The following is a 22,963-nucleotide window of genomic DNA, read 5'->3' as shown; positions in this document are numbered from 1 at the left end:
TGAGTGAATCACGTCAGATGACGGTCGTCGAGACCTATCCGCGCACAGGTCTCATGATCGGGAACGGGAGCGGGCGGCCTCGGCCGCCGGCTTCTCACCGCGGACGAAAAGAGAGAGCCCCGAGATCGGCCGATCCGGGGCTCTCTTCGTATCGATGGGGCGGGCGACGCCGGTGGCGGCGCCCGTCCGACGTCGATCACGGGCAGGGCACGCGATAGCGGCGGCCGTAGTCGTCGTAGGCGACGCAGCGCTTCGGCGTGGTGGCGGCACCGACGACGGCGCCGGTGCCGGCACCGATGAGGGCGCCGGTGGCCACGGCGCGGCCGCCACCGCCGGTGGCCGCACCGATCAGCGCGCCCGTGCCGGCGCCGATGGCGGCGCCACCGAGGGTGCGGTCGGTCTGGGACGTGGTGTTGCAGCCGGCGAGCGCGACGGCGGCGACGGCGAGGACGAGAAACTTCTTCATGTGAACCCCCTCTCGTGGGACGGCGCCCTGCGACGGGCTGCCCGGAACGGTTCGTCGCGCGCGCGAGGCGCCGAAACGATCCCGTGGAGACGACATCTTCAGCGTGAAGATTCGAAGCCACGGCGTGCCGAGAATAGGCACGATCATGGCGACGGCAAGGAAACGAATCCGAAAAATCGGTCCATCGGCGAACAACCCGCCGTCCGGGTGAACGCTTCACCAGCGGTGTCGGCGCGGATGGGCGTGTCGCGGCAGGTATTCGTCAACCACGGCGGCGGGCGGCGTTCGAAACGGCGCCGCCGCGGGGTGTGGAGCCGCCGACCGGCGGGGCGTGTTTCAGCGGGCGCCGGCGAGGCGGCGGACGCAGTCCTGGCCGAGCTTGGAGGTCGGCACGATGGCGGCGCCGCGCTGGCAGGAGGCGAGCGCGTCCTTGCGGTCGCCGAGCTGCTCCTCGACGATGCCGCGATTGATCCAGGCCTCGCCGAAATAGAGGTCGTTGTTGAGGGCGCCGTTGAAATCGTCGAGGGCGCCGCGCAGGTCACCGTTCTCGACCTTGAGCAGGCCGCGGGCGTTGAAGGGTTCCGGCGCCGAGGCGTCGCGTTCGATGGCGGCGGAATAGTCCGCCATGGCGCCGGCCTTGTCGCCCTGGCCCTGCCGGGCGATGGCGCGATCGTGGTAGGCGCCGGGGTTGCGCGGATTGATGCGGATGGCTTCCGAATAGTCGGCGAGCGCCAGATCGATCTGGCCGAGCTGGCGGCGCACGGCGCCACGACCGAGATAGGCGGTGTCGTAGTCCGGCTTGATGGCGATGGCGCGCGAATAGGCGTCGACCGCCAGATCGAAGCGGCCGAGCCGGCGATAGGCGAGGCCCTTGTTGGCCCAGGCCTGATGGAAGTCGGGGGCGATCTTCAGCGCCTGATCGAAATCGGCGAGGGCCGACTTGGCGTCGCCGCCGCGGGCAAAGGCGGTGCCGCGGATGTTGTAGGCGTTGGCGTCGTTGGGATTGGCCTTGATCACCTCGGTGAGCGAGGCGATGTTGGCCTGCGAGCCGGCGCCGGCATCGGCCGAGAGCTGGGCCGCACCACCGCCGCCGGTGCCGCCGCCGTAGCCGCCGTTCACCTGGCCGCAGCCGGCGAGGCCGCCGAAGACGGCGACGGTCATCGCGGCGCCGAAAACACGGGCGCCGAGGGCGCGGGGGAAGCGGAGGTCGAGTGCGGCGAGCGACATCGGTGCGGCTCCTGCATGATCGCGCGGCGGCCCGGAACATCCGGTTCGGCGGTTTCGCTCGCAGGGGCGAAGACCCCTGGCGCGGTCGAGAAAAACGAAGAACCGTCACGCGCCCATCGACGCGTCACGGTTCCATCATCTCACGTCTCGCGACGGGCGATCAACGCTTGGCGGCGGGCTTGCCCGGCAGGAGACCTTCGCGCTGAGCACGCTTGCGAGCGAGCTTGCGGGCGCGGCGAACGGCCTCGGCCTTCTCGCGCGCCTTCTTCTCCGAGGGCTTCTCGTAGTGACCGCGGAGCTTCATCTCGCGGAAGATACCCTCGCGCTGCATCTTCTTCTTCAGCGCCTTGAGAGCCTGGTCGACGTTGTTGTCGCGAACGAGAACCTGCACGCGTTCGATCCCATCTTGAGTGTGTTCGAATTTCGCCAAGAGCACCCCACCCCGACGACGGCCACCACCCGGAAAACCCGGCGAACGATGACGATCGGGGAAAAGCACTCGGTCACGGCACGCGTGTGCCGCTCGCGAAGTGGCGGTTCCGTAGCAGAATCGAAGCGGCCTGTCCACACGTCGCGCGCGTTTCTCCGCCGCTTCTCTCAGGCGCCGGCGAGGCCGCGCGGGCGGATGCGATTGACGTGGCCCATCTTGCGGCCGGCCCGGATCTCGGTCTTGCCGTAGAGATGGAGCGAAGCCCCGGCTTCGGCGAGATAGCGCTCCGGGTCGCGGGCCTCGTCGCCGATCAGGTTCTCCATCTCGACGTCGGAATGGCGGACGGGACCGGCGAGCGGCAGGCCGGCGACGGCGCGCATGTGGCTCTCGAACTGGGAGACGAGGCAGGCGCTCTCGGTCCAGTGGCCGGAGTTGTGGACGCGCGGCGCGATTTCGTTGGCGATCAGGCGTTCGCCCTCGGCGGTCTCCAGAAGGAAGAGTTCGACGGTGATGACGCCGACGTGTTCGAGCGCATCGGCGACGCTCTCGCCGATGCGGCGGGCGGCCGCCTCGGTGGTCGGCGCGAGGCCGGCGGGGACGCGCGAGAATTTCAGGATGTGCTGACGATGGCGGTTCTCCGGCACGTCGTAGGTGACCATGCGGCCTTCGACGTCGCGGGCGGTCAGCACCGAGATCTCGCGGGAGAAGGGCACCCAGCCCTCGAGGATGGCCGGTTGGCCCCTCATGGCGTCGAACGCCGGACCGACGTCGTCGGGATTGCCGATCTTCGCCTGGCCCTTGCCGTCGTAGCCGAAGCGGCGGGTCTTGAGCACGGCCGGGAAGCCGATCTCGGCGAGGCCCGCCTCGAGGTCGGCGCGCTCGTCGACGGCGCGGAACGGGGCGGTCGGGATGCCGAGTGCGGCGAGGAAGGTCTTCTCGGCGAGGCGGTCCTGCGACACTTCGAGCGAGCGCGGTCCGGGGCGGACGGGCACGCGGGCGGCGAGGAAGGCGGCGGTCGCCGCCGGTACGTTCTCGAACTCGTAGGTGACGACGTCGACCCGCGCGGCGAAATCGGCGAGGGCGGCCTCGTCCTCGTAAGCGGCGACGATGTGCTCGGCGGCGACCTCGAAGGCCGGGCTGTCGGGATCCGGGCAGAGCACCACCGAGCGCAGGCCGAGCCGGGCGCCGGCGAGCGCCATCATGCGGCCGAGCTGACCGCCGCCGAGGATGCCGACGGTGCGGACGGGGCGGGCGGCGGGGTCGGTCATGGCAGGCCTCAGGGGGTGTCGACCGGTCGTTCGGCGACGACCGTGGTCTGGCGGCTGCGCCAGGCGTCGAGCCGGTCGGCGAGGGCGGGATCGTGGAGCGCCAGCACGGCGGCGGCGAGGAGCGCGGCGTTGACCGCACCGGCGCGGCCGATGGCGAGCGTGCCGACCGGGATTCCGGCCGGCATCTGGACGATGGAGAGGAGGCTGTCCTCACCCCTGAGCGCCTTGCTCTCGACCGGAACGCCGAAGACCGGAAGCGAGGTGAGCGCCGCCGTCATGCCGGGCAGATGCGCGGCGCCGCCGGCGCCGGCGATGATCACCTGGAACCCGGCCGCCTTGGCGCCTTTGGCGAAGTCGAACATGCGTTCGGGGGTGCGATGGGCGGAGACGATGCGGTCGTCGTGGGCGATGCCGAGGGCGTCGAGCGTCTCGGCGGCGTGGCGCATGGTCTCCCAATCGGACTGGCTGCCCATGATGACGGCGACCGGCGGGGTGGATGCGACCATCTGGTCCTCATGAGGGTGAAACGGGGAAGCGGGCGACATAACCGATCACCTTCCCCGGCGCAAGCCGACATCCGGCCACCGGGAGATCCCGGAACATTCCGCGGTTCAGGCGATGATGTCGGGGACGAGACGGTCCTCGAGGTGGCCGATGCGGTCCTTGATCGCCAGCTTCTTCTTCTTCAGCCGTTGCAGGGTGAGATGGTCGCCCCGGCCGGTGTCGGAGAGGGCGCCGATCGCGAAATCGAGATCGCGGTGCTCCTGGCGCAGGCGGGCCAGTTCGGCGCGGATGTCTTTCTCTTCTTCTTCCGTCATGTCCGGGCGACCGACTTTTCGTTCATCGATGAAGGACACGTGTGAACGCCGGCCGGTGGTGCGCGGAATGCGCATGGTCGGCTCGGACGGGAGGAAGAATAGTCCATCGGATCGAAAAAGGGCAGCCTCCGGTTCGTGCGGCGAAACGAAATCGGCCGTGCCTTCGCGGCCGGAGAAATCGATCCGCGAGGACATCGTATCGGGTGGCGACGGTGGTGCGGTGGGACCGGCTGCGCCACTTCACGAAGCGGTGCAATCCGGCAGTATGCCGATTGCATGGTCTCATTTTCATGACATGATGATCTCGTTATGCCCAACCAAGGAGGCAGGAGCAATGTCCATCGAATCGCATCTTGCGGAGCTCGAACGCCGGCACGCTGCTCTCGAAACACAGATCAAGGAGGCTCTCGCCCATCCCAGCAGCGATTCGCTCGAGATCGCCGAAATGAAGCGCCGCAAGTTGCTGCTGAAGGACGAGATCAATCGCCTGACGGGAGGCGCCACCCTGCACTGATCAGGGGGTCTGCTCCGAACTCGTTTGAAGACGCCGCGGCATTTTCCGCGGCGTCTCTGTTTTCGTCGATGCGGAAGCGTCGGGACCGCGCCGGTGACGGGAATGCGGTCTCGCCGAAAAGAGGCCGGGGCTCCGGTGGGAACGCCGCGGCTCCGCCGGGAATGCCGCGGCATCCCGCGACGCCGGGCGCGGTTTTCGATCGGTTCGACACGCATTCGAACGATCCGGCGAAGAGTTCGTCGATCATGACGGCGCGAAACGCGTCGATTCGACCGATCGCGGAGAGCACCCGTCGACCATGATCGGGGAAATCTCCTCGTCGTCCGGTCGGCGCGGCGATCCGCTGCCCGCTGCCGTGCGTCTCAGACCGAGCCCATGAAGTTCCGACCTCTTCGGAACTTCATGGGCGAAGGCAAGCCCGAACGGGCGTCGGCCGGTCAGGCCGAAACTCACGAAATTCGGACGAGTCCGAATTTCGTGAACCCGGTCTCAGACGAGGCCGAGCCCGCGCACGCCGTCGATCACCAGCTTCACCGAGATCACCGCCAGTGCGGCGAGCACCAGGCGGAAGAACAGTTTCTCCGGCAAGAGGCGGGTGAGCCGGACACCGAAGAGCGTCGCGGCGACGGCCGCCGGCACCAGGATCGCCACCTTCTCGAGGTTGGCGAGCGACAGTTGGCCCAGCGCCCAGTAGGGGATCAGCTTCACCGCGTTGACGACGGTGAAGAAGATGGTCGAGGTGCCGGCGAAGACCATCTTGGGCAGCCGTTGCGGCAGCACGTAGACCTGATAGGGCGGGCCGCCGGAATGTGAGACGAAGCTGGTGAAGCCGGTGACCGCGCCCCAGAACAGGCCGCGGGGAATGTCCGCCGGCCGCGCCGGTCCGCTCGCGCCGCGCTTCAGCGCCCGGTCGGCGACGAAGGCGAGGCCGATGACGCCGACGAGCAGCGTCACCGCCACTTCCGAGACGAGCGAGGCGGTGGCCCAGCCCAGCGTGATGCCGGCGACCGCGCCGGGGATGAGGATCGCCAGATTGCGGCGATCGAATTCGCGCCGATAGGCCCACAGACCGAACCAGTCGGAGACGACGTAGATCGGCAGCAAGAGGCCCGCCGCCTGGACCGGCGACACCACCAGCGCCAACACCGGTACGCCGAGAATGCCGACGATCGGCAGCCCGCCCTTGGAGAGGCCGACGAGGGCGGCGGCGGGGAGAGCGGCGAGGAGGAAGGGGAGATCGGGAAGCGTCATGGCACCGGTCGTGCGACTTGGTCCATCGCCCGGGCGGCGGCGGTACGATATCCTTCCTAGATCATCGGATTTCGCGGGTCGAGCAAGTGGCGATCCGACATCGCAGCCGATCGCTCCGCCACCGGCCGACGCGGATCGGGTTCGCGACCCGGCAAAACGATCGACGAGTGTGCGCTCGTTGCGCTGCAGACCGACATTCTTGATCGGGATCAATGCGTAATCGCCGGCCGCCGTAGTCGAACGTAGCATTGCGGCGGGTCGGCGCCGGTGTGAAAGCCTATCGGCCGAAATCCGACGAAAAATCGTGGGTCAGACGGGAGGAGCGCCATGACGAGCCGATACGCGGAAGTCTATCAGGGCTGGAAGACGGACCCGGAGGGCTTCTGGGCCGAAGCCGCCGAGGCGATCGATTGGGTCAAGCCCTGGGACAAGGTGTTCGATCCGTCGTCGGGTCCCTACGGCCGTTGGTTCGCCGGCGCCGAGATGAACACCTGCTTCAACGCCGTCGACCGTCACGTGGCGGGTGGCCGCGCCGAGCAGACGGCGATCATCTACGACAGCCCGGTGACGGGCGTGAAGGCCAAGATCTCCTACGCCGAGTTGCTCGAGCGCGTCCAGGCGACCGCCGCGGCGCTCGCCGACGTCGGCGTCGTCAAGGGTGACCGCGTCATCGTCTACATGCCGATGATCCCGGAGGCGGTGATCGCCATGCTGGCGGTGGCCCGTCTCGGCGCCATCCATTCGGTGGTGTTCGGCGGCTTCGCGCCGCGGGAGCTCTCGACCCGCATCGACGACGCCAAGCCCAAGGCGGTGATCACCGCCTCCTGCGGCATCGAGGGCAAGAAGGTGCTGCCCTACAAGCCGCTGCTCGACGAGGCGATCGATCTCTCCACCCACAAGCCGGACGCGGTGTTCCTCACCCAGCGGCCGCAGGTCACCGCCGAGCTGAAGGCGCCGCGCGACCACGATCTCGGCGCGCTGGTCGAGAAGAACAAGGGCCGCGAGGTCCCCTGCGTGCCGGTTCTGGCGACTGATCCGCTCTACATCCTCTACACCTCGGGCACGACCGGCGCGCCCAAGGGCGTGGTGCGCGACAACGGCGGCCATGCGGTGGCGCTCGCCTGGTCGATGAAGAACCACTACGGCATCGAGCCGGGCGAGGTGTTCTGGGCGGCGTCCGACGTCGGTTGGGTCGTCGGCCACTCCTACATCTGCTACGCCACGCTGCTCTACGGCGCGACCACCATCGTCTTCGAGGGCAAGCCGGTCGGCACGCCGGATCCCGGCACCTTCTGGCGGATCATCTCGGAGTACGAGGTCGCCGGCTTCTTCACCGCGCCGACCGCCTTCCGCGCCATCAAGAAGGAAGACCCGAACGGCGAGTTCCTGAAGAAGTACGACATCTCGTCCCTGCGCAACCTGTTCCTGGCCGGCGAACGCGCCGATCCGGACACGGTGAAGTGGGCCGAGGAGAAGGTCGGCGTGCCGGTGATCGATCACTGGTGGCAGACGGAGACGGGTTGGGCGATCGCCGGCAATCCGGTCGGCCTCGGCCTCCTTCCCGTGAAATACGGCTCGCCGACGGTGCCGATGCCGGGCTACGACGTGCAGATCGTCGACGACGGCATGCATCAGGTGAAGGCGGGCGAGATGGGCTCGATCGTCATCAAGCTGCCGCTGCCGCCCTCGTGCCTGCCGACGCTGTGGAACGCCGATCAGCGCTTCATCGACAGCTATCTCGTCGACTTCCCCGGCTACTACAAGACCGGTGACGCCGGCTACATGGACGAGGACGGCTACCTCTTCATCATGGCGCGCACCGACGACATCATCAACGTTGCCGGCCATCGCCTGTCGACCGGCGGTATGGAAGAGGTTCTCGCCTCCCATCCCGACGTCGCCGAATGCGCCGTCATCGGCGTCCACGACGACATGAAGGGCCAGATGCCCTGCGGTTTCGTGGTGCTGAAGGCCGGCGTCACCAAGTCGCCGGAGGAGATCGAGAAGGAACTCGTCGCGCTGGTGCGGGCCAAGATCGGAGCGGTCGCGGCCTTCAAGGTGGCGATCACCGTCGACCGTCTGCCCAAGACCCGCTCGGGCAAGATCCTGCGCGGCACCATGCAGAAGATCGCCGATCACCAGGAATGGAACATGCCGGCGACGATCGACGACGCCTCGGTGCTCGACGAGATCGAAGCGGCGATCCGCGACCGCGGCATCGGCGTCTGATCGGAAGCCGATCGCGAGAGATGAAAGAGGCCCGGTCGCCGCGAGGGGGCCGGGCCTCTTCATGTTCGGGGGGTGTCACACCAACTCGTCGAATCACGTCTCGTTGCGAGCGGACCAACTCCCTGTTCGGCTTCATCCTTCGAGGCTCGCTGCGCTCGCGCCTCAGGATGAAGTGCCTCCGCAGCATGGCGAACAGGTCGGGACTTCCTTCGTCCGAAATCAGCCCTCTATCAGCGCCTCGCGCAAGGCTCGCCAACTCGTCGCATCCGGCGCCAGCAGCAACCCGCCGCCGATGTCGGTCGGGCAGTAGGGGGAGCCGTCGAACTTGGCCGAGAAGCCGCCGGCTTCCGTATGGATCAGGCAGCCGGCGAGGTGGTCCCAGGGCATGAGTTTGCCGTAGGCGAGCACGTGGCAGGCGCCGGTGGCGGCGAGGCGGTATTCGTGGGCGGCGCAGCGGTAGTTGTAGGTGGCGGCGAGGCGGGCCATGCGGGTGGCGACGGTCTCCCGCAGGCTTCCCGGCATGTAGGACCACGAGACGCAGCCGTGCATCTCGCCGACCGGCTCCGCCGCGGCGACGCGCAACGGCCGCGCCGGGCGGCCGTCGCGGAAACCGAGCCGGGCGCCTTCGCCCTTCACCGCGGTCATGTGGCTGCCGGTCAGCGGATCGAGGATGATCCCGGCGATCGTCTCGCCGCCGGCGACGACCGCCGCCATGACGCCGAAGAGCGGCAGGCCGGAGGCGAAGTTGAAGGTGCCGTCGATCGGGTCGACGACGATGGCGAGATCGGCGGTGCCCAGGAGGTCGAGGCGGGCCGGGTCCTCGGCGACGCTCTCCTCGCCGACGAAGGCGGCGGTGGGGAAGCGTGCCGCCACGGCGGCGGCGATCGCGGCCTCGGCGGCGCGGTCGGCGACGGTGACGAGGTCCATCGGACCCGACTTGGTGCCGACGTCGTCGTCTTCCAGGCGCTGGAAGCGCGGCAGGATCTCGGCGTCGGCCGCCGCGGTCAGGATGGCGAGGAGGTCGTCGAGATCGGCGGCGGAAAAGGGCAGGGGCATGGCGGCTCGGCTCGCGGTTCGAAGGCGTCGCTCTTCATACGCCGCGCCGCGCGGCACGGGGAGAGCGAAGCGTGGGGTTCTGCACCGCGTCGCCGGGAGGACGCCGGCGGCTCGGGCGGCGTCGGTCGCGGCCTTTTCGTCACTTCGCTCCGGCGAGTTCCAGCCGTCTGACCACCTTCATCGTCTCGAGGTCGACGAGGAGGACCGCCGCGCCTTTGGGGCTCTCGACGGTGACGGCCATCCGGTTGCCTTCGAGCGTCGTCGCGACGACGCGGCCGCCCTCGGGCATCGGCACCTCGGCGACGATCGGGCGGTCCCATGCGACGGCGGGCTTCACATCGGCCTTGGTGACGCGATAGAAGATCGCGGCGAAGACGGCGACGAGGCCGAGCACCATCACGCCGGTGGACCAGAAGAGCAGTCGCTTCAACTTCGCCTGCAGGCGCAGTTGGGCGGCGTCGAGGGGCTTTTCGTCTTCTTCGGCGAAATTCGGATTGGTCATCGGGGATCGGGGGCTCGTGAGATGCGTGAGACGAAGCGCGAGCGCATGGCGCGTAAGGCGGCGGAATGGACCGAGAGCCTCGCCGCGCCGCCGCCGGTGGTCGAAGACGTCGAGAACCTCGACGAGATCGACGCGGAAGAGGATGCCGCCGCTCCGGGCGCCGGTCCGATCGAGATCGAAATCGAGGCGGGGGCCCCGAGCGAACGTCTCGACGCGGCGCTGGCGCGTCGGATCTCCACCCTGTCCCGCTCGCGGCTGAAGAGCCTGATCGGCGAGGGCCGGGTGGCGATCGACGGCGCGACCGTAATCGACGCCTCGCGCAAGATCAACGCGGGCGCCCGCGTCGTCGTCGATCTGCCGGCGCCGACCGCGGCGGCGCCGCAGCCCGAGGCGATCCCGCTCGACGTGCTCCACGAGGACGCCGAGGTGATCGTCGTCGACAAGCCGGCCGGGCTCGTCGTCCATCCCGGCGCCGGAAACTCTTCCGGCACGCTGGTCAACGCGCTGCTGCACCGGTGCGCCGGTTCGCTCTCCGGCATCGGCGGGGTCGAGCGGCCGGGCATCGTCCACCGGCTGGACAAGGACACGTCTGGCGTCATGGTGGTGGCCAAGACCGACCGGGCGCACCAGAAACTCACTGCGCAATTCGCCGATCACGGCCGCACCGGGCCGCTCGAGCGCGCCTATCTGGCGCTGATCTGGGGGGTGCCGAAGTACCGCGAGGGTACGATCACCGGCGACATCGGCCGCGACCCGCGCAACAGGCAGGCGATGGCGGTGGTGAAGTCGGGCGGGCGCGAGGCGATCACCCATTTCGAAGTGCTCGAAACCTTCGGCGCGGCCGGGCGCGAGGGTGACGTGTCGCTGGTCGAATGCCGGCTGGAGACGGGCCGTACCCACCAGATCCGCGTGCACTTCGCCCACATCGGCCATCCGCTGCTCGGCGACGATCTCTACGGTTCGGGATATCGCACCAAACTCGAGAAGCTCGATCGCGAGGCCCCCGAGGCCGGTGCGGCGCTACGGGCGCTCGGCCGGCAGGCGCTGCATGCCCGTCTCCTGGTCTTCGCTCATCCGAAGACGCGAAAGGTGATGCGCTTCGAAAGCGACGTGCCGGAAGACATGGAACGGCTGATCGAAGCTCTGCGCGCTCTGGAATGATACGGTCTCAGATCCGTGCAATATCGTGCTGTTTTTGCATGTGCTTGCAACTTTGGTTGTGTTCATCGACGTCTGTCGGTTGTGAAGATGTGTGGCCATAGATCGGATCGTCGTCCCTTCAAATTCAGAAACACCATTCTGCTATAAAGAATAAAAAGCGTGTAATCAAATATTTCTATTTCTGATATTTGTGCCTTTGGCTATGATGGCATTTCATACGTTAGTTGTCTAAATTTGATGCAGTCATACTCAAGAATTTCCCGCGATGAACTCGCGTCATTAACGATTGCTTAACTCTGCCCGCCGACAAATTGACGGAACCCCGTCAAATCTCTGATTATTGGAGGTGGCGTCGATGTTTTACTCCGATTGGAAAATGATCTGGAAGGTCGTTAGCCTTCTATTGCTGCTCGGCACCGCGGCACTCTGCGGCGCCTACTATGCGTCCTGGCAGATGGAACTGATCGGCGATCGTTACGAGGCGCTGCTCGAAGGGCCGGCGACGGCGACGCGCAACGTCAGTCGAGCCAGCCGTTACATCGTGTTGCAGGACGCGGCGATCTATCGAACAGCGTCGGCGGCGACCGAAGCCGACGTTCGCGAGGCGATCGCAGACCGCGAGGACGCGGCGAAGATCTTCGACCAGACTCTGGTCGACACCAAGAAGATCGTTCCCGAGTTCGGCCCGAAGATCGACGAATTGCGCAAGGCGCACGACGCCGCGCTCACCGGGACCTGCGGTCCGGCGATCAAGGCGGCTGCCGACAAGAGCGATCCGGTCAACGCCGGTCGGGCACTCGGCCTGTTGCGGTCGACCTGCGAGCCGGCCGCCCTCGGTGTGATCAAGCAGCTCAGCGCCATCAACGACGAGTTCATCGCCTCGGCCAATGCGCAGAAGAAGGCGGCGGAGGCGATGGCGGCATGGACCGGGCGCGTGACGCTCGGGGGTATCGCCGCCGTGGTTCTGGCGATCGTCGGACTAGCGGTCTTCCTGACGAACCGTGGCATCTCGGCCCCGATCGCTTCGATGATGAAGGTGATGGAGGCGATGGGGCACGGCGATCTCGGGCAGGCGGTCACCGGCACCGAGCGGCGCGACGAGATCGGCGCCATGGCGCAGTCGCTCGAGGTGTTGCGCGGTCAGCTTTCCGCCGCCGAGCAAGCCCGTGCCGCCCAGACGGCGGCGGATGCGGCGGCGCGCGAGCAGGTGCGCCGGCGTCAGTCGCTGGTCGACGCCTTCGTCACCCGCATGACGTCGCTCGCCGCCGGTTTCGACAAGTCGTCGGGTGAGGTCGCGGATTCCGCCAAGAACCTCTCGGCGACGGCGGAAGAGACCTCCCGTCAGGCCCAGGCGGTCGGGGCGGCGGCGGAGGAGGCGGCGTCCAACGTCCAGACGGTCGCCGCGTCGTCGGAGGAACTCGCCGCTTCGGTACGCGAGATCAACGGCCAGATGGCGCATTCGACGCGGGTCGCCGACATGGCCTACTCGGAGGCCGAGTCCTCGCACACGCGGATCGACCTGTTGGCGAGTGCGGCTTCGGCGATCGGCGACGTGATCAACCTGATCAAGGGCATCGCCGACCAGACCAACCTCCTGGCGCTCAACGCCACGATCGAGGCGGCGCGCGCCGGAGAGGCCGGCAAGGGCTTCGCGGTGGTCGCCTCCGAGGTCAAGCAGCTCGCCTCGCAGACGGCCAAGGCGACCGACGAGATCGCCGCCAAGGTGAGCGAGATCCAGGGAGCGACCGAGGGTACGGTGCAGTCGATGAACGCCATCGTCCGCACCATCGCCGACGTCAAGCAGATCTCGGCGGCGGTGGCCGGCGCGGTCGAGGAACAGGGCGCGGCGACCGGCGAGATCGCGGTCAACTGCCAGCGCGCGGCGCAGGGCGCCCAGCAGGTGACCGAGAACATCTCCGGCGTCGGTCGGGCGGCGGAGATGACCGGCGCGGCGGCGACGCAGCTGATGTCGTTGTCGAACGGCCTGTCGGGTCAGGCGGTGGATCTGAGGAGCGAGGTCGAGACCTTCGCGCGCGATCTCGCCGCGGCGTGAGCCCGGGCGTCGGATCGAAAACGAGGACGGCGGCGGTCGAGGGACCGCCGCCGTCGGCATTTTTGGGCGATGTCGCCGAGCGCGTGGTGCGCGACGGCGTCATACCAAAGGCCGAAGGCGCTGACGCACCCGGCCTTTTGGAGGAATGCGAATTTCTCATTCGCATCCGGGGCATGAGAAATTCGCGTCAGGAATACCATCGGTCATTTTCAATGGCCGATGGTATCAGGCGCGCTTCACGCCGCGCTCGATCTCGGCGACGAGATCGGCCGACAGGTGGAGCTTCAGGGCGAGCGCGGCGAGATAGGCGCGCTCGATCGCCTGATCGGGGTCCATGGCGAGGAGAGAGGCGGCGTAGAGGTGGACCGCCTCCTGCTGGTTGGTCGCCAGACCGGCGACGCGGTCGACGTCGATCGGAGCGGCCAGTTCGGTCTCGAGGAAGGCCCTGGCGGCGCCTTCGAGCTTGCCGACGCGGCCCATGATGGCGGCGCGCTCGGCGTCGTCGATGTGGCCGTCGGCCTTGGCGGCCTGGACCATGGCGATGATGGTGGAGGCGGCGAGCTTCTGCTCGGCGGCCGGGTCGAGAGTGGCGGGCGGGGCGGCGGCGGGTTCGCCGGTCGGGGCGTTGGCCGTCTGCCAGTTCTGATAGGCCTTCCAGGCGAGACCGCCGAGGGCGGCGAGCGAGCCGACCTTGACGGCGGTGCCGGCGGCGTTGCGGCCGCTCTCGGTGCCGACCAGCAGGCCGAGCAGGCCGCCGAGGACGGCGCCGGTGGCGAGCTGGTTCTCCTTCACCAGGGTCTTGGCCTGCTCGACCTTCTCGGCGCCGACGTACCGGGTGGCGGTCGACTCGAGCGACGTCAGTCCCTCCCCGAGCATCTCTTTGCCCTTGGCGACGGCGTCGGACCCGACGAAGCCTTCCATCGCCTTGGTGCCCTGATCGATGTAGCCCTGCGCCGTGGCGGCGCCCTGGGGTCCGAGCAGCTGTTCCAGAAGCTTGGTGGCGTCGAACATCTCCGGTCCTCCCGAATGGATCGCCGCCGATCGAGCGGCATGCCTCTCCGCCCGCCGATCGGCCGGATGTCGGCCCGCTCGATCTGATCACGGGCGGTGGTCATTTCAAGGTCGCACGGCGATCGTGACGAAAAGAATTCCGTCGGGGTGGCGCGGTGTCGCCTCCGCCGTCCTCAGCCGATCACCTCCAATTCGTCGATCAGGCCCTCGATCACCGCGAGGCCGAGCGACCAGAAGTTCGGATCGCCGGCGTCGAGGCCGAAGGGGGCGAGCAGTTCCTTGTGATGGCGGGTGCCGCCGGCCTCGAGCAGGGCGAAGTACTTCGCCTGGAAGCCGTCCGGGTTCTTCTCGTAGGCGCCGTAGAGCGAGTTCACCAGACAGTCGCCGAAGGCGTAGGCGTAGACATAGAAGGGCGAGTGGACGAAGTGGGAGATGTAGACCCAGAAGGTCTCGTAGCCCTCACCGAGCCGGATCGCCGGGCCGAGGCTCTCGGACTGCACCTCCATCCAGAAGCGCGAGATGTCGTCGGCGGTCAATTCGCCGTCGCGGCGGGCGGCGTGGATCTTGCGCTCGAAGGTGTAGAAGGCGATCTGGCGGACCACCGTGTTGATCATGTCCTCGACCTTGGAGGCGAGCATCGCCCGCTTCTCCTCGACCGACTTCGCGTCCGCCAAGAGCGCCCGGAAGGTCAGCATCTCGCCGAAGACCGAGGCCGTCTCGGCCAGCGTCAGCGGGGTGGGGGCCATCAGCGCGCCGTTGGGGGCGGCGAGGAGCTGATGGACGCCGTGGCCGAGTTCGTGGGCGAGCGTCATGACGTCGCGCACCTTGCCCTGGTAGTTGACCAGCAGATAGGGGTGCGCCGAGGGCACGGTCGGATGAGCGAAGGCGCCCGGCGCCTTGCCGGGACGGGTCGGGGCGTCGATCCACGGATTGTCGAAGAAGCGCTTGCCGAGGTTCGCCAGATCCTTCGAGAAGCGGCCGTAGGCACGAAGCACGGTGTCGCGCGCCTCGTCCCAGGGGATGGTGCGCGCCGGCGCGGTGGCGAGCGGCGCGTTGCGATCCCAGTGCTCGAGCTTGTCCTTGCCCATCCACTTGGCTTTCAGCGCGTAGTAGCGGTGCGACAGCTTCGGGAACGCGGCGCGGGCGGCCTCGACCAGCGCGGCGACCACTTCCGGCTCGACCCGGTTGGAGAGATGGCGCGCGTCGGCCGGATCGGCGAAACGGTGCCAGGTGTCGGAGATCTCCTTGTCCTTGGCGAGCACGTTCATGATCAGGGTGAAGACGCGCAGATTGGCCTTGAAGGTGACGGCGAGCGCTTCGGCCGCCTCGCGGCGCTTGGTCTCGTCGGCGTCCTGGAGGCGCGACAGCGTCGCTTCGAGCGGCAGGTCCTCACCGCCGACCGAGAAGCGCAGCGAGGCGACGGTCTCGTCGAAGAGGCGGGTCCAGGCGGCGGCGCCGGTGACGTATTTCTCGTGGAACAGTCGCTCGATCTCGTCGGCGAGCTGATGCGGCTTCTCCTTGCGGATGTCCTCGAGCCACGGGCGATAGTGGGCTAGGCCCGCGTCCTTTCCGATCAGGGCGTCGATGGCCGCGTCGTCGATGCGGTTGAGCTCCAGCTCGAAGAAGATGAGATGGGTCGAGGCCTTGGTGATCCTGTCCTGGATGTCGCCGTAGAACTTGGCGCGCACCGGATCGGTGGTGTCGCCGCAGTAGACGAGGCCGCCGTAGGAGCCGATGCGGCCGAGGCGGTCCTGCAGCGCCTCGTAGTCCTTCACCAGGGCGAGGAGCGCGGTGGCGTCGCCGCGGGCGGCGATGTCGGCGAGGGCTCCCTTGGCCTTCGCCTCGAAGGCCTCCGCATCGGCGAGGCCGCGGGCGAGGTCGCCGGTCAGTTCCGGGCTCTCCATCGCCGGATAGAGATCGGCGAGGTTCCATTCGGGGAGGCGGCCGAAGGGCGAGGCGGCGCCGGTTCCGGTGTTCTGGTCGAGGACGGCGGCGGGAGAACGGTTCATCTGGCGGCGCGGCTCCGAGGGCGAGAAAGGCGGCGGTCGCGACGGCGACGCGCGGCGGTCTCCATCCATATCGGGTGATCGGCGCCGGCTTCAACCGTCGAGATGGCGGTCGGGCCGGGAGGCGCGGGCGATCGTCGCAGAGGGGCGTCGAGATGGGGATACGTCCCACCGTGACGCCCGCCGTTAACCACTGGTCAACCTCGTGCCGCGACGATCGACTCGATTCGAGACACCGCATCAAGCACAGGGAAAGACATGGGCGAGCGCATTCTCGTCGTCGACGACGATCCGATCCAGCGGCGGCTCCTGGAAGAGGCGGTGCGCCGCTTCGGTCACAGCCCGGTGGTGGTGGAGAGTGGCGTCGAGGCGTTGAAGGTCCTGAGCGGACCGGACGGACGGACCATTTCTCTCGTCATCCTCGATCTGGTGATGCCGGATCTCGACGGCATGGGCGTGCTCGGCGAGATGCGCAAGGCGGAAATGGCCGTTCCGGTCATCGTCCAGACCAGCCACGGCGGCATCGACGTGGTGGTCTCGGCGATGCGCGCCGGCGCCTTCGACTTCGTGGTCAAGCCGATCTCGCCGGAACGGTTGCAGGTGTCGGTCGCCAATGCGCTGAAGTTCGCCAGTCTCGAAGAGGAGGTGGTGCGGTCGCGCCGGGCGGCGACGGGAACGCTGACCTTCGACGATCTCGCCACCTCGTCGCCGGCGATGGAGCGGGTGATCCGCCTCGGCCGGCGCGCCGCGGGGTCGCAGATCCCGATCCTCATCGAAGGCGAGAGCGGGGTCGGCAAGGAACTCATCGCTCGCGCCATCCAGGGCTCGTCGGATCGCCGAGCCAAGCCGTTCGTCACGGTCAACTGCGGCGCCATCGCCGAGAATCTGGTCGAATCCATCCTCTTCGGCCACGAGAAGGGGGCCTTCACCGGGGCCGTCGACCGCCACGTCGGCAAGTTCCAGGAGGCCCACGGCGGCACGCTCTTCCTCGACGAGGTCGGCGAGTTGCCGGCCGAGATCCAGGTGAAGTTGCTGCGCGCCATCCAGGAGGGCGAGATCGAGCCGGTGGGCGCGCGCAAACCGGTCAAGGTCGATTTCCGGCTGATCTCGGCGACCAACCGCTCGCTCCTCGACCTCACCAAGGAAGGTCGCTTCCGCGAGGATCTCTACTACCGCCTCAACGTCTTCCCCGTCTGGGTGCCTCCCTTACGCGAGCGCAAGGAGGACATCCCGGAGCTGATCCGCACCTTCGTCGCGCGCTTCGCCGCCGAAGAGGGCCGCCGCCGCCTGATCGGCGTGACGGCGGAGGCGATGGCGCTGCTCGAGCGTTACGATTGGCCCGGCAACGTGCGCCAGCTCGAGAACGCCGTCTTCCGCGCCGTGGTGCTCTCCGACGGTGACCACCTCGGGTTGGAGGAGTTTCCGCAGATCGCCGCCCAGGTCGGTCCGGTCTCGGCCGAGGGACGCCGGGCGATGTCGATCACCGGCGGCGCCGGTGAGGCTCTCGCGGCGTCGGCGCCGGTGCCGTCGCTGCCGCGGCTCGTCGCCGGAGGAGCGTCGGAGACGGCGATGTCGGGTTGGTCGCCGAGCCCGTCGGGGCTGGCGACCGGGTCGGGACCGGCGCCGTTCGGCTTCCTCAGGTCGCTCGACGAGACCGGCCACGTGCGCGATCTGGCGGCGATCGAGGAAGAAATGATCCGCATCGCCATCGATCATTACGGTGGACGAATGACGGAAGTGGCGCGGCGGCTCGGAATCGGGCGCTCGACGCTCTATCGCAAGCTCAAGGAATATGGTTTGGAAGACACGACGAACGTGGAAGCGGCCGAATGATCGGGATCGCGATCGATGGATCGCGCTTTCGTGGATTGACCGCGTCTCACCCGACGTAACATTCTTCCGTTTTCCGGATCTCGACTCGAACCGCGTCTCGGGAGCGCACGACATGACATCGTCCGGCTGGTCCTCGCTCCTCTTGGGAACGATTCTGGCGACCGTCGCCACGATACCGGCGCTCGCTGAGACCGCCGAGCCGTCGGCGGCGATCGTCGCCACGGCCGACAGCGTGACGCCGCCGCGGGCGGCGCCCGGCATGATCGTCGATCCGGCTGCGGCGATCGATGCGGCGCGGGCCGGCGACACGATCACCGACGAGGTGGTCGACCGGATCATGACCGGCTCGATCTTCGCGGTCGGGCCGGGACCGCGCACCGGCGGCCTCAGCGAGATCCGGGCGCCGCAGAGCGGCGGGCTCGGAGAGCCGAAGGTCGCCCCGGAGCCGAAGGTCCAGCCGGAGCCGAAGCGGCAGGCGGCGGTGACGAGCACCGAAGCGGGGACGGCGGCTGCCCAGCCGAAGCCGGTGGCGGCCGATCCCGCGCCGGCGAAACCGGCTGATACCGTGCCCGAAGCGGCGAAGCCCGCGGCCGAAGCGCCGAAACCGGCGGAGGCGGCCCCGGCTTCGGACGCCGTGAAGCCGGCGGAGTCCGTCGCCGTTCCGGTGCCCGGGTCCACGAAACCGGCGGAAACCGTAGCGGCTCCTGCCCCCGAGGCACCGAAGCCCGCGGACACGGCCACCGCGCCCGAAGCCCCGAAACCGACGGAAAGCGTAGCGGCTCCCGTTTCCGAGGCACCGAAGCCGGCGGACACGGCCACCGCGCCCGAAGCCTCGAAACCGGCGGAAACCGTGGCGGCTCCTGCCCCCGAGACGCCGAAGCCGGCGGAGGCCGTTGCCGTACCTGCGCTCGAAGCTGCGAAGCCGGCGGAAGCCGCAACTGCTGCGCCGGTGGCCGTGGAGGCTGCGAAGTCGGCCGTGGCGAGCGCACCGGCCGCGACCGAAACCGTCCCCGCCGCGGCGCCGGCCGCCGCGAGCTACTCGACGGCGTCCGAGCCGGTTGCGGCGAAGCCGACCGACACCGCATCTCCGGCCGTGCCGGAAAAGACCGGAAGCGTCGAAGCGAGCTTTCCGGCGCAGGCCCCCGTCGCCGCCACCGCGGCGCCCGTGGCGGCGCCCGCGGTACCGGCCACCGCGACGCCGGCTGCGCCGCTGTTCGCTCTGCCGATCCCGGCCACGGTGCCTTATGCGACGCCCGACGCGGCGATCGCCGCGACGATCGCCACCGAACAGGCGGCGGCGGCGTTGAAGGCGGCGCTCGAGGAGCGTCAGCCGCGCGCCGGTACGTCGGAGGAACGGGCCGATCGGGCGGCGTTGCTCGACTTCTATGCCGACCGGGCCTTCCTGCCGCTGTTCGTCGACGCGCGCGGCACCACCGATCAGGCCCGGGCGGCGATGACGGTGATCGCGCGGGCCGATCGCGACGGGCTCGATCCGAAGGACTACGCTTTCGCGCCGATCACCGCCGGCATGGCGCCGGAGGCACGCGCCAAGGCCGAGATCGACGTCGCGCTCGACGTGGTGCGGCTCGCCCGGCATCTCCGGTCCGGGAGTTTCGATCCGCGTCGGGTGCACGATCTGGTGACGCCGAAGCCGCCGCCGACCGAGGCGCGCGAGGTGCTCGACAGCATCGCCGGGTCGCGCGACGTCGTCGCGACGCTCGACGCCTATGCGCCGCCGCACGAGGGTTATCGCCGGCTCAAGGCGATGCTCGCCGAGCTGCGCGGCGCCAAGGAAGAGCCGATGGTGATGGTCCCGGCCGGGCCGCTGCTCAAGCCGGGGCAGAAGGACGCGCGCGTGGCGCTGCTGCGCGAGCGGCTCGGGGTCTCCGACGTCGTCTCCGACGCCGATGTCTACGATCCGGCTCTGGCCGAGGCGGTGAAGACCTTCCAGCGCGAGCGCGGCATCGCCGCCAACGGCAAGGTCGGTCGCGAGACGCTCTCCGCCCTCAACGGCGAGAATTCCGGCACCGCCGGGCGGGTGGCCGAGGTGATCTCCAACATGGAGCGCTGGCGCTGGCTGCCGCGCGACCTCGGGGAGTTGCACGTCTTCGTCAACGTGCCCGACTTCCACCTCGACGTGATGAAGGACGGCAGGTCGATCCATCATGCGCGCGTCATCGTCGGCAAGCCGTCGAACCCGACGCCGGTGTTCTCCGAAGCGATGCGCTACGTGGTGGTGAACCCCTACTGGAACGTGCCCTATTCGATCGTCAAGAAGGAGATGATCGGCAAGGCGCAGTCGACCGCCGGCGGGGCGCTGGCGAGCGGCGCCTGGGAGGTCGAGGTCGGGCGTCGCCGGGTCGATCCGACCACCGTCGACTGGTCGACGGTCGACGCCTCGAAGGTGACGATCCGCCAGCGGCCGGGTGGCGGCAACGCACTGGGCAACATCAAGTTCCTGTTCCCCAACCAGCATGCCGTCTATCTGCACGACACGTCGTCGCGCAGCCTGTTCGCGCGTGACTATCGGGCGCTCAGCCACGGCTGCGTCCGTGTCCACGAGCCCTTCTCCTTCGCCGATGCGGTGCTGTCGGAGGAGCCGGACCAGCTCGACGGGGCGCGGCTGAAGAAGATGGTCGGCGGCGGCGAGAAGACCATCTCGCTGAAGCAGACGATCCCGGTCCACATCACCTACTTCACCGCCTGGGTGGACGACGCCGGGCAGTTGCAGACCCGCCCCGACCTCTACGGTCACGACGGCCGGGTGAAGCGGCTGCTCGGGTTGTGAGGCGCGACGCCGAGCAACCGGATGCGTCGCCCTCCGGCCGGCCGGTACATTCCGGTGTCGTGACTGAAATTCGACTGTGAAGGGTGGCGGTTCCTACGTATTTGCGCGGGGGCGAACAGAGCCTATCTTTCCGACGAACTCACACGTGGTGAAGAGATCCCTTCCGAAACGGCATCAAGGTAAAAGTTTCATTAACCGTTTCGGGTGAAAGTGGGGCTTCCGGGCGCGACGTCGTCGAAAGGCCATCTTCGGCCTTTCCTCTTGCGTCCGATCGTGGAAAGACACTCTCGGGTTCGTTCGGGGCGCATGTAGATGGGTAAACGCCGCAGCGTGGCGAGGTTTCTCGCCGGAACGTGTCTTCTCGCCGGGTCGGCCGGCATCGCCCATTCGGAAGTCCGCTCGCTTTCCCTCTACAATACCCATACGCAGGAACGCGCCTCGATCGTGTTCAAGCGCGACGGCGCCTACGACCAGAACGGTCTCAAAGAACTCAACCGCCTGCTTCGCGATTGGCGTCGCAACGAAGTGACGCGGATGGATCCGCTGCTGTTCGACCTCGTCTGGGAGGTCTACCGGGAAGCCGGCTCGCATCAGCCGATCCACATCGTCTCCGGCTACCGCTCGCCCACCACCAACAACGCGCTGAGAGGCCGCTCGCGCGGCGTCGCCAAGTTCTCGCAGCACATGCTGGGCAAGGCGATGGACTTCTACCTGCCGGACGTGCCGTTGTCGCGGCTGCGCGAGGTCGGCATGAAGCAGCAGCTCGGCGGCGTCGGATTCTATCCGTCCTCCGGTTCGCCCTTCGTCCACATGGACACCGGCTCGGTGCGCGCCTGGCCGCGCATGACCCGGGAGCAGCTGGTCCGTCTCTTCCCCAACGGCCACACGGCGCATCTTCCCGCCGACGGCGAACCGCTGCCGGGCTATCAGCAGGCGTTGGCCGAGGTCGAGACGCGCAAGGCGCGCGGCGGCGGCTCGACGCGGTCGTCCTCGGGCGGCGGTCTGCTCGCGGCGCTGTTCGGCGGCGGATCTTCGTCTTCGTCCTATTCGGCTTCGAACGAAGAGGACGAAGAGGGCGCGGCGCCACCGTCGCGGCGTGTGCAGGAACTGCGCCAGGGACCACTGCCGGCCTCCAAGACCGTGGTGGCGCGCGCCGAAGAGGCTCCCCCCGGGGTCGCCGGCGTGCCGGTCTATCGTTCCTCGCCGAAGCAGCCGATCCAGCCGCAGGTCCGTCTCGCCGAAGTCGAGCTGCCGCAGCCGGCGCCGGACCGTCGCGCCGAGCCGCAGGTCGCCGCCGCGTCGACGCCCGCCGGTGGCTCGCTCGTCGGCCTGCCGATGCCGCAGCCCTCGCCGATGCGGACCGCGAGTGCGGCGGAGACGATCCCGTCGCGCTATGGGCCGAACTCGGACGGGTTGCCGCCGGGTTGGGTTCGCGGACCGAGCGGCAAACCGACCGGGGAGAGCGAGTCCCAGCAACTCGCCGCGCTCGCCGCCGAACCGGTGCGGGGCACGCCGATCGCCGTGCCGCTGCCGATGGCGCGGCCGGGTTCGGCCGGTGCGCAGCTTCTGGCCTCGGCAGAAGGCTCCTTCGGCACGCCGATCGCCGTCGTGATGCCGCGCCCGCGGCCGGGTGGTTCGATGCGGGTCGCCGGTCTCGACGGGATGGGAGATCCGACGCAGGCGTTCTCGGCGCTCACCGGCGAACGCGACGAGCCGACGGTGGCTCTCGGCTATGCGCCGGCATCCGCACCGGAGAGCGCCGGTTTCGCCACCGCTTCGTTGCCGCCGGCGTCGCGCGGTATGACGGCGATGCAGACCGCCTCGCTGCCGCAGGACACGCGTGATCCGATCGCGTCGCGGTTCGCGGCGCCGCCGTCGACGGCTTCCGCCGCGTTGGCGCGCGCCGCCGCCCAGGCCGGCAAGCACGACCGCCTCGCCGCGACGACGACGTCGCCGCTGACGATCGGCAAGTCCGACCGCGCCTCGGAACTCAAGCTCTACGACGGAACGGACGACGTTTCCGGCGCCGACTTCGCGCTGTTGCGTCATCCCGATCAGCAGAGCCTCGGGGCTCTCCTCGAAAAACCGGGCGTGACCCTGGCCACCGGGTTCGGCTCGTCGATCGACGACCTCAGGCAACAGCGCTTCACCGGGCCGGCGATCGTCGCCCTGGCGATTCTGCACACCGAGTGATCCGGCCGAGGCGGACGCGGACGAAGCGTTCGTCGACGACGCCCGGGAACGAAAACGGCGCCCTTTCGGGCGCCGTTCGCATTTTCGACAGGCAGGTGCGACCTCATGAGACCTGTGCGCGGTTGGACCATCATGTTGATTTGATGCGTTTAATGTG

18 protein-coding genes are annotated in these 22,963 nt (G+C 68.5%); 7 read left to right on the top strand and 11 right to left on the bottom strand.

Annotated elements, in window-relative coordinates; all coding sequences use genetic code 11:
- Nucleotides 1-196: 196 nt before the first annotated feature.
- The 6 genes from V7Q42_RS18835 to V7Q42_RS18810 all read right to left on the bottom strand — a co-directional run bounded on the left by V7Q42_RS18835 (nt 197) and on the right by V7Q42_RS18810 (nt 4,209).
- Entirely contained in the window at nt 197-466 is a 270-nt protein-coding gene (locus V7Q42_RS18835) for a lipoprotein (protein WP_333825717.1), read from the bottom strand.
- Between the two features lie 336 nt (nt 467-802).
- Entirely contained in the window at nt 803-1,693 is an 891-nt protein-coding gene (locus tag V7Q42_RS18830; RefSeq protein WP_333825716.1) for a tetratricopeptide repeat protein, read from the bottom strand.
- 160 nt (nt 1,694-1,853) lie between these two features.
- Nucleotides 1,854-2,084: a 30S ribosomal protein S21 gene (rpsU, locus tag V7Q42_RS18825; protein ID WP_333825715.1), complete on the bottom strand. Its 231-nt coding sequence runs from the start codon at nt 2,082-2,084 to the stop codon at nt 1,854-1,856.
- Between the two features lie 206 nt (nt 2,085-2,290).
- Nucleotides 2,291-3,391 (bottom strand): 5-(carboxyamino)imidazole ribonucleotide synthase, encoded by a 1,101-nt coding sequence (locus tag V7Q42_RS18820; RefSeq protein ID WP_333825713.1) that lies wholly within the window; start codon nt 3,389-3,391, stop codon nt 2,291-2,293.
- 8 nt (nt 3,392-3,399) lie between these two features.
- The gene (purE, locus tag V7Q42_RS18815; RefSeq protein WP_333825712.1) at nt 3,400-3,897 is read right to left on the bottom strand and encodes a 5-(carboxyamino)imidazole ribonucleotide mutase; all 498 of its coding nucleotides are present in this window, start codon (nt 3,895-3,897) and stop codon (nt 3,400-3,402) included.
- 105 nt (nt 3,898-4,002) lie between these two features.
- Complete coding sequence (locus tag V7Q42_RS18810) at nt 4,003-4,209, bottom strand: YdcH family protein (protein ID WP_333825710.1); 207 nt, start codon at nt 4,207-4,209, stop codon at nt 4,003-4,005.
- Nucleotides 4,210-4,543: 334 nt separating this feature from the next.
- On the opposite strand from V7Q42_RS18810, the gene V7Q42_RS18805 reads away from it, so the two are divergent.
- Nucleotides 4,544-4,723 carry a YdcH family protein gene (locus V7Q42_RS18805; RefSeq protein ID WP_333825718.1) on the top strand — a complete coding sequence of 60 codons (180 nt, stop codon included), beginning with the start codon at nt 4,544-4,546 and terminating at the stop codon, nt 4,721-4,723.
- A 489-nt stretch (nt 4,724-5,212) separates the two neighbouring features.
- On the opposite strand, the gene V7Q42_RS18800 is transcribed toward V7Q42_RS18805, so the two are convergent.
- Nucleotides 5,213-5,974, bottom strand: a complete 762-nt coding sequence (locus tag V7Q42_RS18800) for a sulfite exporter TauE/SafE family protein (RefSeq protein ID WP_333825709.1) — start codon at nt 5,972-5,974, stop codon at nt 5,213-5,215.
- Between the two features lie 327 nt (nt 5,975-6,301).
- Here V7Q42_RS18800 and V7Q42_RS18795 point away from each other — a divergent pair, with 327 nt between their 5' ends.
- On the top strand, nt 6,302-8,203 hold the full coding sequence (locus tag V7Q42_RS18795; protein ID WP_333825708.1) for a propionyl-CoA synthetase: 1,902 nt from the start codon (nt 6,302-6,304) through the stop codon (nt 8,201-8,203).
- Nucleotides 8,204-8,422: 219 nt separating this feature from the next.
- Here V7Q42_RS18795 and V7Q42_RS18790 read toward each other — a convergent pair whose 3' ends face one another.
- Together V7Q42_RS18790 and V7Q42_RS18785 are read right to left on the bottom strand one after the other, a co-directional pair.
- Entirely contained in the window at nt 8,423-9,253 is an 831-nt protein-coding gene (locus V7Q42_RS18790) for an inositol monophosphatase family protein (protein WP_442958236.1), read from the bottom strand.
- A 145-nt stretch (nt 9,254-9,398) separates the two neighbouring features.
- Nucleotides 9,399-9,761, bottom strand: coding sequence for a DUF6476 family protein (locus tag V7Q42_RS18785; RefSeq protein WP_333825705.1), 363 nt, complete (start codon nt 9,759-9,761; stop codon nt 9,399-9,401).
- A 21-nt stretch (nt 9,762-9,782) separates the two neighbouring features.
- Between V7Q42_RS18785 and V7Q42_RS18780 the strand changes: the two genes are divergently transcribed.
- Both V7Q42_RS18780 and V7Q42_RS18775 read left to right on the top strand, forming a co-directional pair.
- Nucleotides 9,783-10,922, top strand: a complete 1,140-nt coding sequence (locus V7Q42_RS18780) for an RluA family pseudouridine synthase (protein ID WP_333825704.1) — start codon at nt 9,783-9,785, stop codon at nt 10,920-10,922.
- 376 nt (nt 10,923-11,298) lie between these two features.
- The gene (locus V7Q42_RS18775) at nt 11,299-12,975 is read left to right on the top strand and encodes a methyl-accepting chemotaxis protein (RefSeq protein ID WP_333825703.1); all 1,677 of its coding nucleotides are present in this window, start codon (nt 11,299-11,301) and stop codon (nt 12,973-12,975) included.
- 225 nt (nt 12,976-13,200) lie between these two features.
- Here the strand turns inward: V7Q42_RS18775 and V7Q42_RS18770 are convergent, their stop codons facing one another.
- Nucleotides 13,201-13,986, bottom strand: coding sequence for a tellurite resistance TerB family protein (locus V7Q42_RS18770; protein ID WP_333825702.1), 786 nt, complete (start codon nt 13,984-13,986; stop codon nt 13,201-13,203).
- Between the two features lie 173 nt (nt 13,987-14,159).
- Nucleotides 14,160-15,995 carry a M3 family oligoendopeptidase gene (locus V7Q42_RS18765; protein WP_333825701.1) on the bottom strand — a complete coding sequence of 612 codons (1,836 nt, stop codon included), beginning with the start codon at nt 15,993-15,995 and terminating at the stop codon, nt 14,160-14,162.
- Nucleotides 15,996-16,250: 255 nt separating this feature from the next.
- On the opposite strand from V7Q42_RS18765, the gene V7Q42_RS18760 reads away from it, so the two are divergent.
- The 3 genes from V7Q42_RS18760 (at nt 16,251) to V7Q42_RS18750 (ending at nt 22,806) form a co-directional block, all read left to right on the top strand.
- Nucleotides 16,251-17,825, top strand: coding sequence for a sigma-54-dependent transcriptional regulator (locus V7Q42_RS18760; protein WP_333825700.1), 1,575 nt, complete (start codon nt 16,251-16,253; stop codon nt 17,823-17,825).
- Between the two features lie 112 nt (nt 17,826-17,937).
- Complete coding sequence (locus V7Q42_RS18755; RefSeq protein ID WP_333825699.1) at nt 17,938-20,613, top strand: L,D-transpeptidase family protein; 2,676 nt, start codon at nt 17,938-17,940, stop codon at nt 20,611-20,613.
- A 312-nt stretch (nt 20,614-20,925) separates the two neighbouring features.
- Complete coding sequence (locus V7Q42_RS18750) at nt 20,926-22,806, top strand: DUF882 domain-containing protein (RefSeq protein ID WP_333825698.1); 1,881 nt, start codon at nt 20,926-20,928, stop codon at nt 22,804-22,806.
- Nucleotides 22,807-22,963 lie beyond the last annotated feature (157 nt).

The organism is Pinisolibacter sp. (assembly GCF_036782435.1).
Lineage (GTDB): Bacteria > Pseudomonadota > Alphaproteobacteria > Rhizobiales > Ancalomicrobiaceae > CALBKH01.
Note: the sequence above shows the minus strand (reverse complement) of the source record. Positions and strands in the feature narration are given on the sequence as shown.

Excerpts from the sequence above, each read along its gene's own strand:
- V7Q42_RS18835 (WP_333825717.1), bottom strand. The coding sequence starts at position 466 with ATGAAGAAGTTTCTCGTCCTCGCCGTCGCCGCCGTCGCGCTCGCCGGC.
- V7Q42_RS18830 (WP_333825716.1), bottom strand. The coding sequence starts at position 1,693 with ATGTCGCTCGCCGCACTCGACCTCCGCTTCCCCCGCGCCCTCGGCGCC.
- V7Q42_RS18820 (WP_333825713.1), bottom strand. The coding sequence starts at position 3,391 with ATGACCGACCCCGCCGCCCGCCCCGTCCGCACCGTCGGCATCCTCGGC.
- purE (WP_333825712.1), bottom strand. The coding sequence starts at position 3,897 with ATGGTCGCATCCACCCCGCCGGTCGCCGTCATCATGGGCAGCCAGTCC.
- V7Q42_RS18810 (WP_333825710.1), bottom strand. The coding sequence starts at position 4,209 with ATGACGGAAGAAGAAGAGAAAGACATCCGCGCCGAACTGGCCCGCCTG.
- V7Q42_RS18805 (WP_333825718.1), top strand. The coding sequence starts at position 4,544 with ATGTCCATCGAATCGCATCTTGCGGAGCTCGAACGCCGGCACGCTGCT.
- V7Q42_RS18800 (WP_333825709.1), bottom strand. The coding sequence starts at position 5,974 with ATGACGCTTCCCGATCTCCCCTTCCTCCTCGCCGCTCTCCCCGCCGCC.
- V7Q42_RS18795 (WP_333825708.1), top strand. The coding sequence starts at position 6,302 with ATGACGAGCCGATACGCGGAAGTCTATCAGGGCTGGAAGACGGACCCG.
- V7Q42_RS18785 (WP_333825705.1), bottom strand. The coding sequence starts at position 9,761 with ATGACCAATCCGAATTTCGCCGAAGAAGACGAAAAGCCCCTCGACGCC.
- V7Q42_RS18780 (WP_333825704.1), top strand. The coding sequence starts at position 9,783 with ATGCGTGAGACGAAGCGCGAGCGCATGGCGCGTAAGGCGGCGGAATGG.
- V7Q42_RS18775 (WP_333825703.1), top strand. The coding sequence starts at position 11,299 with ATGATCTGGAAGGTCGTTAGCCTTCTATTGCTGCTCGGCACCGCGGCA.
- V7Q42_RS18770 (WP_333825702.1), bottom strand. The coding sequence starts at position 13,986 with ATGTTCGACGCCACCAAGCTTCTGGAACAGCTGCTCGGACCCCAGGGC.
- V7Q42_RS18765 (WP_333825701.1), bottom strand. The coding sequence starts at position 15,995 with ATGAACCGTTCTCCCGCCGCCGTCCTCGACCAGAACACCGGAACCGGC.
- V7Q42_RS18760 (WP_333825700.1), top strand. The coding sequence starts at position 16,251 with ATGGGCGAGCGCATTCTCGTCGTCGACGACGATCCGATCCAGCGGCGG.
- V7Q42_RS18755 (WP_333825699.1), top strand. The coding sequence starts at position 17,938 with ATGACATCGTCCGGCTGGTCCTCGCTCCTCTTGGGAACGATTCTGGCG.
- V7Q42_RS18750 (WP_333825698.1), top strand. The coding sequence starts at position 20,926 with ATGGGTAAACGCCGCAGCGTGGCGAGGTTTCTCGCCGGAACGTGTCTT.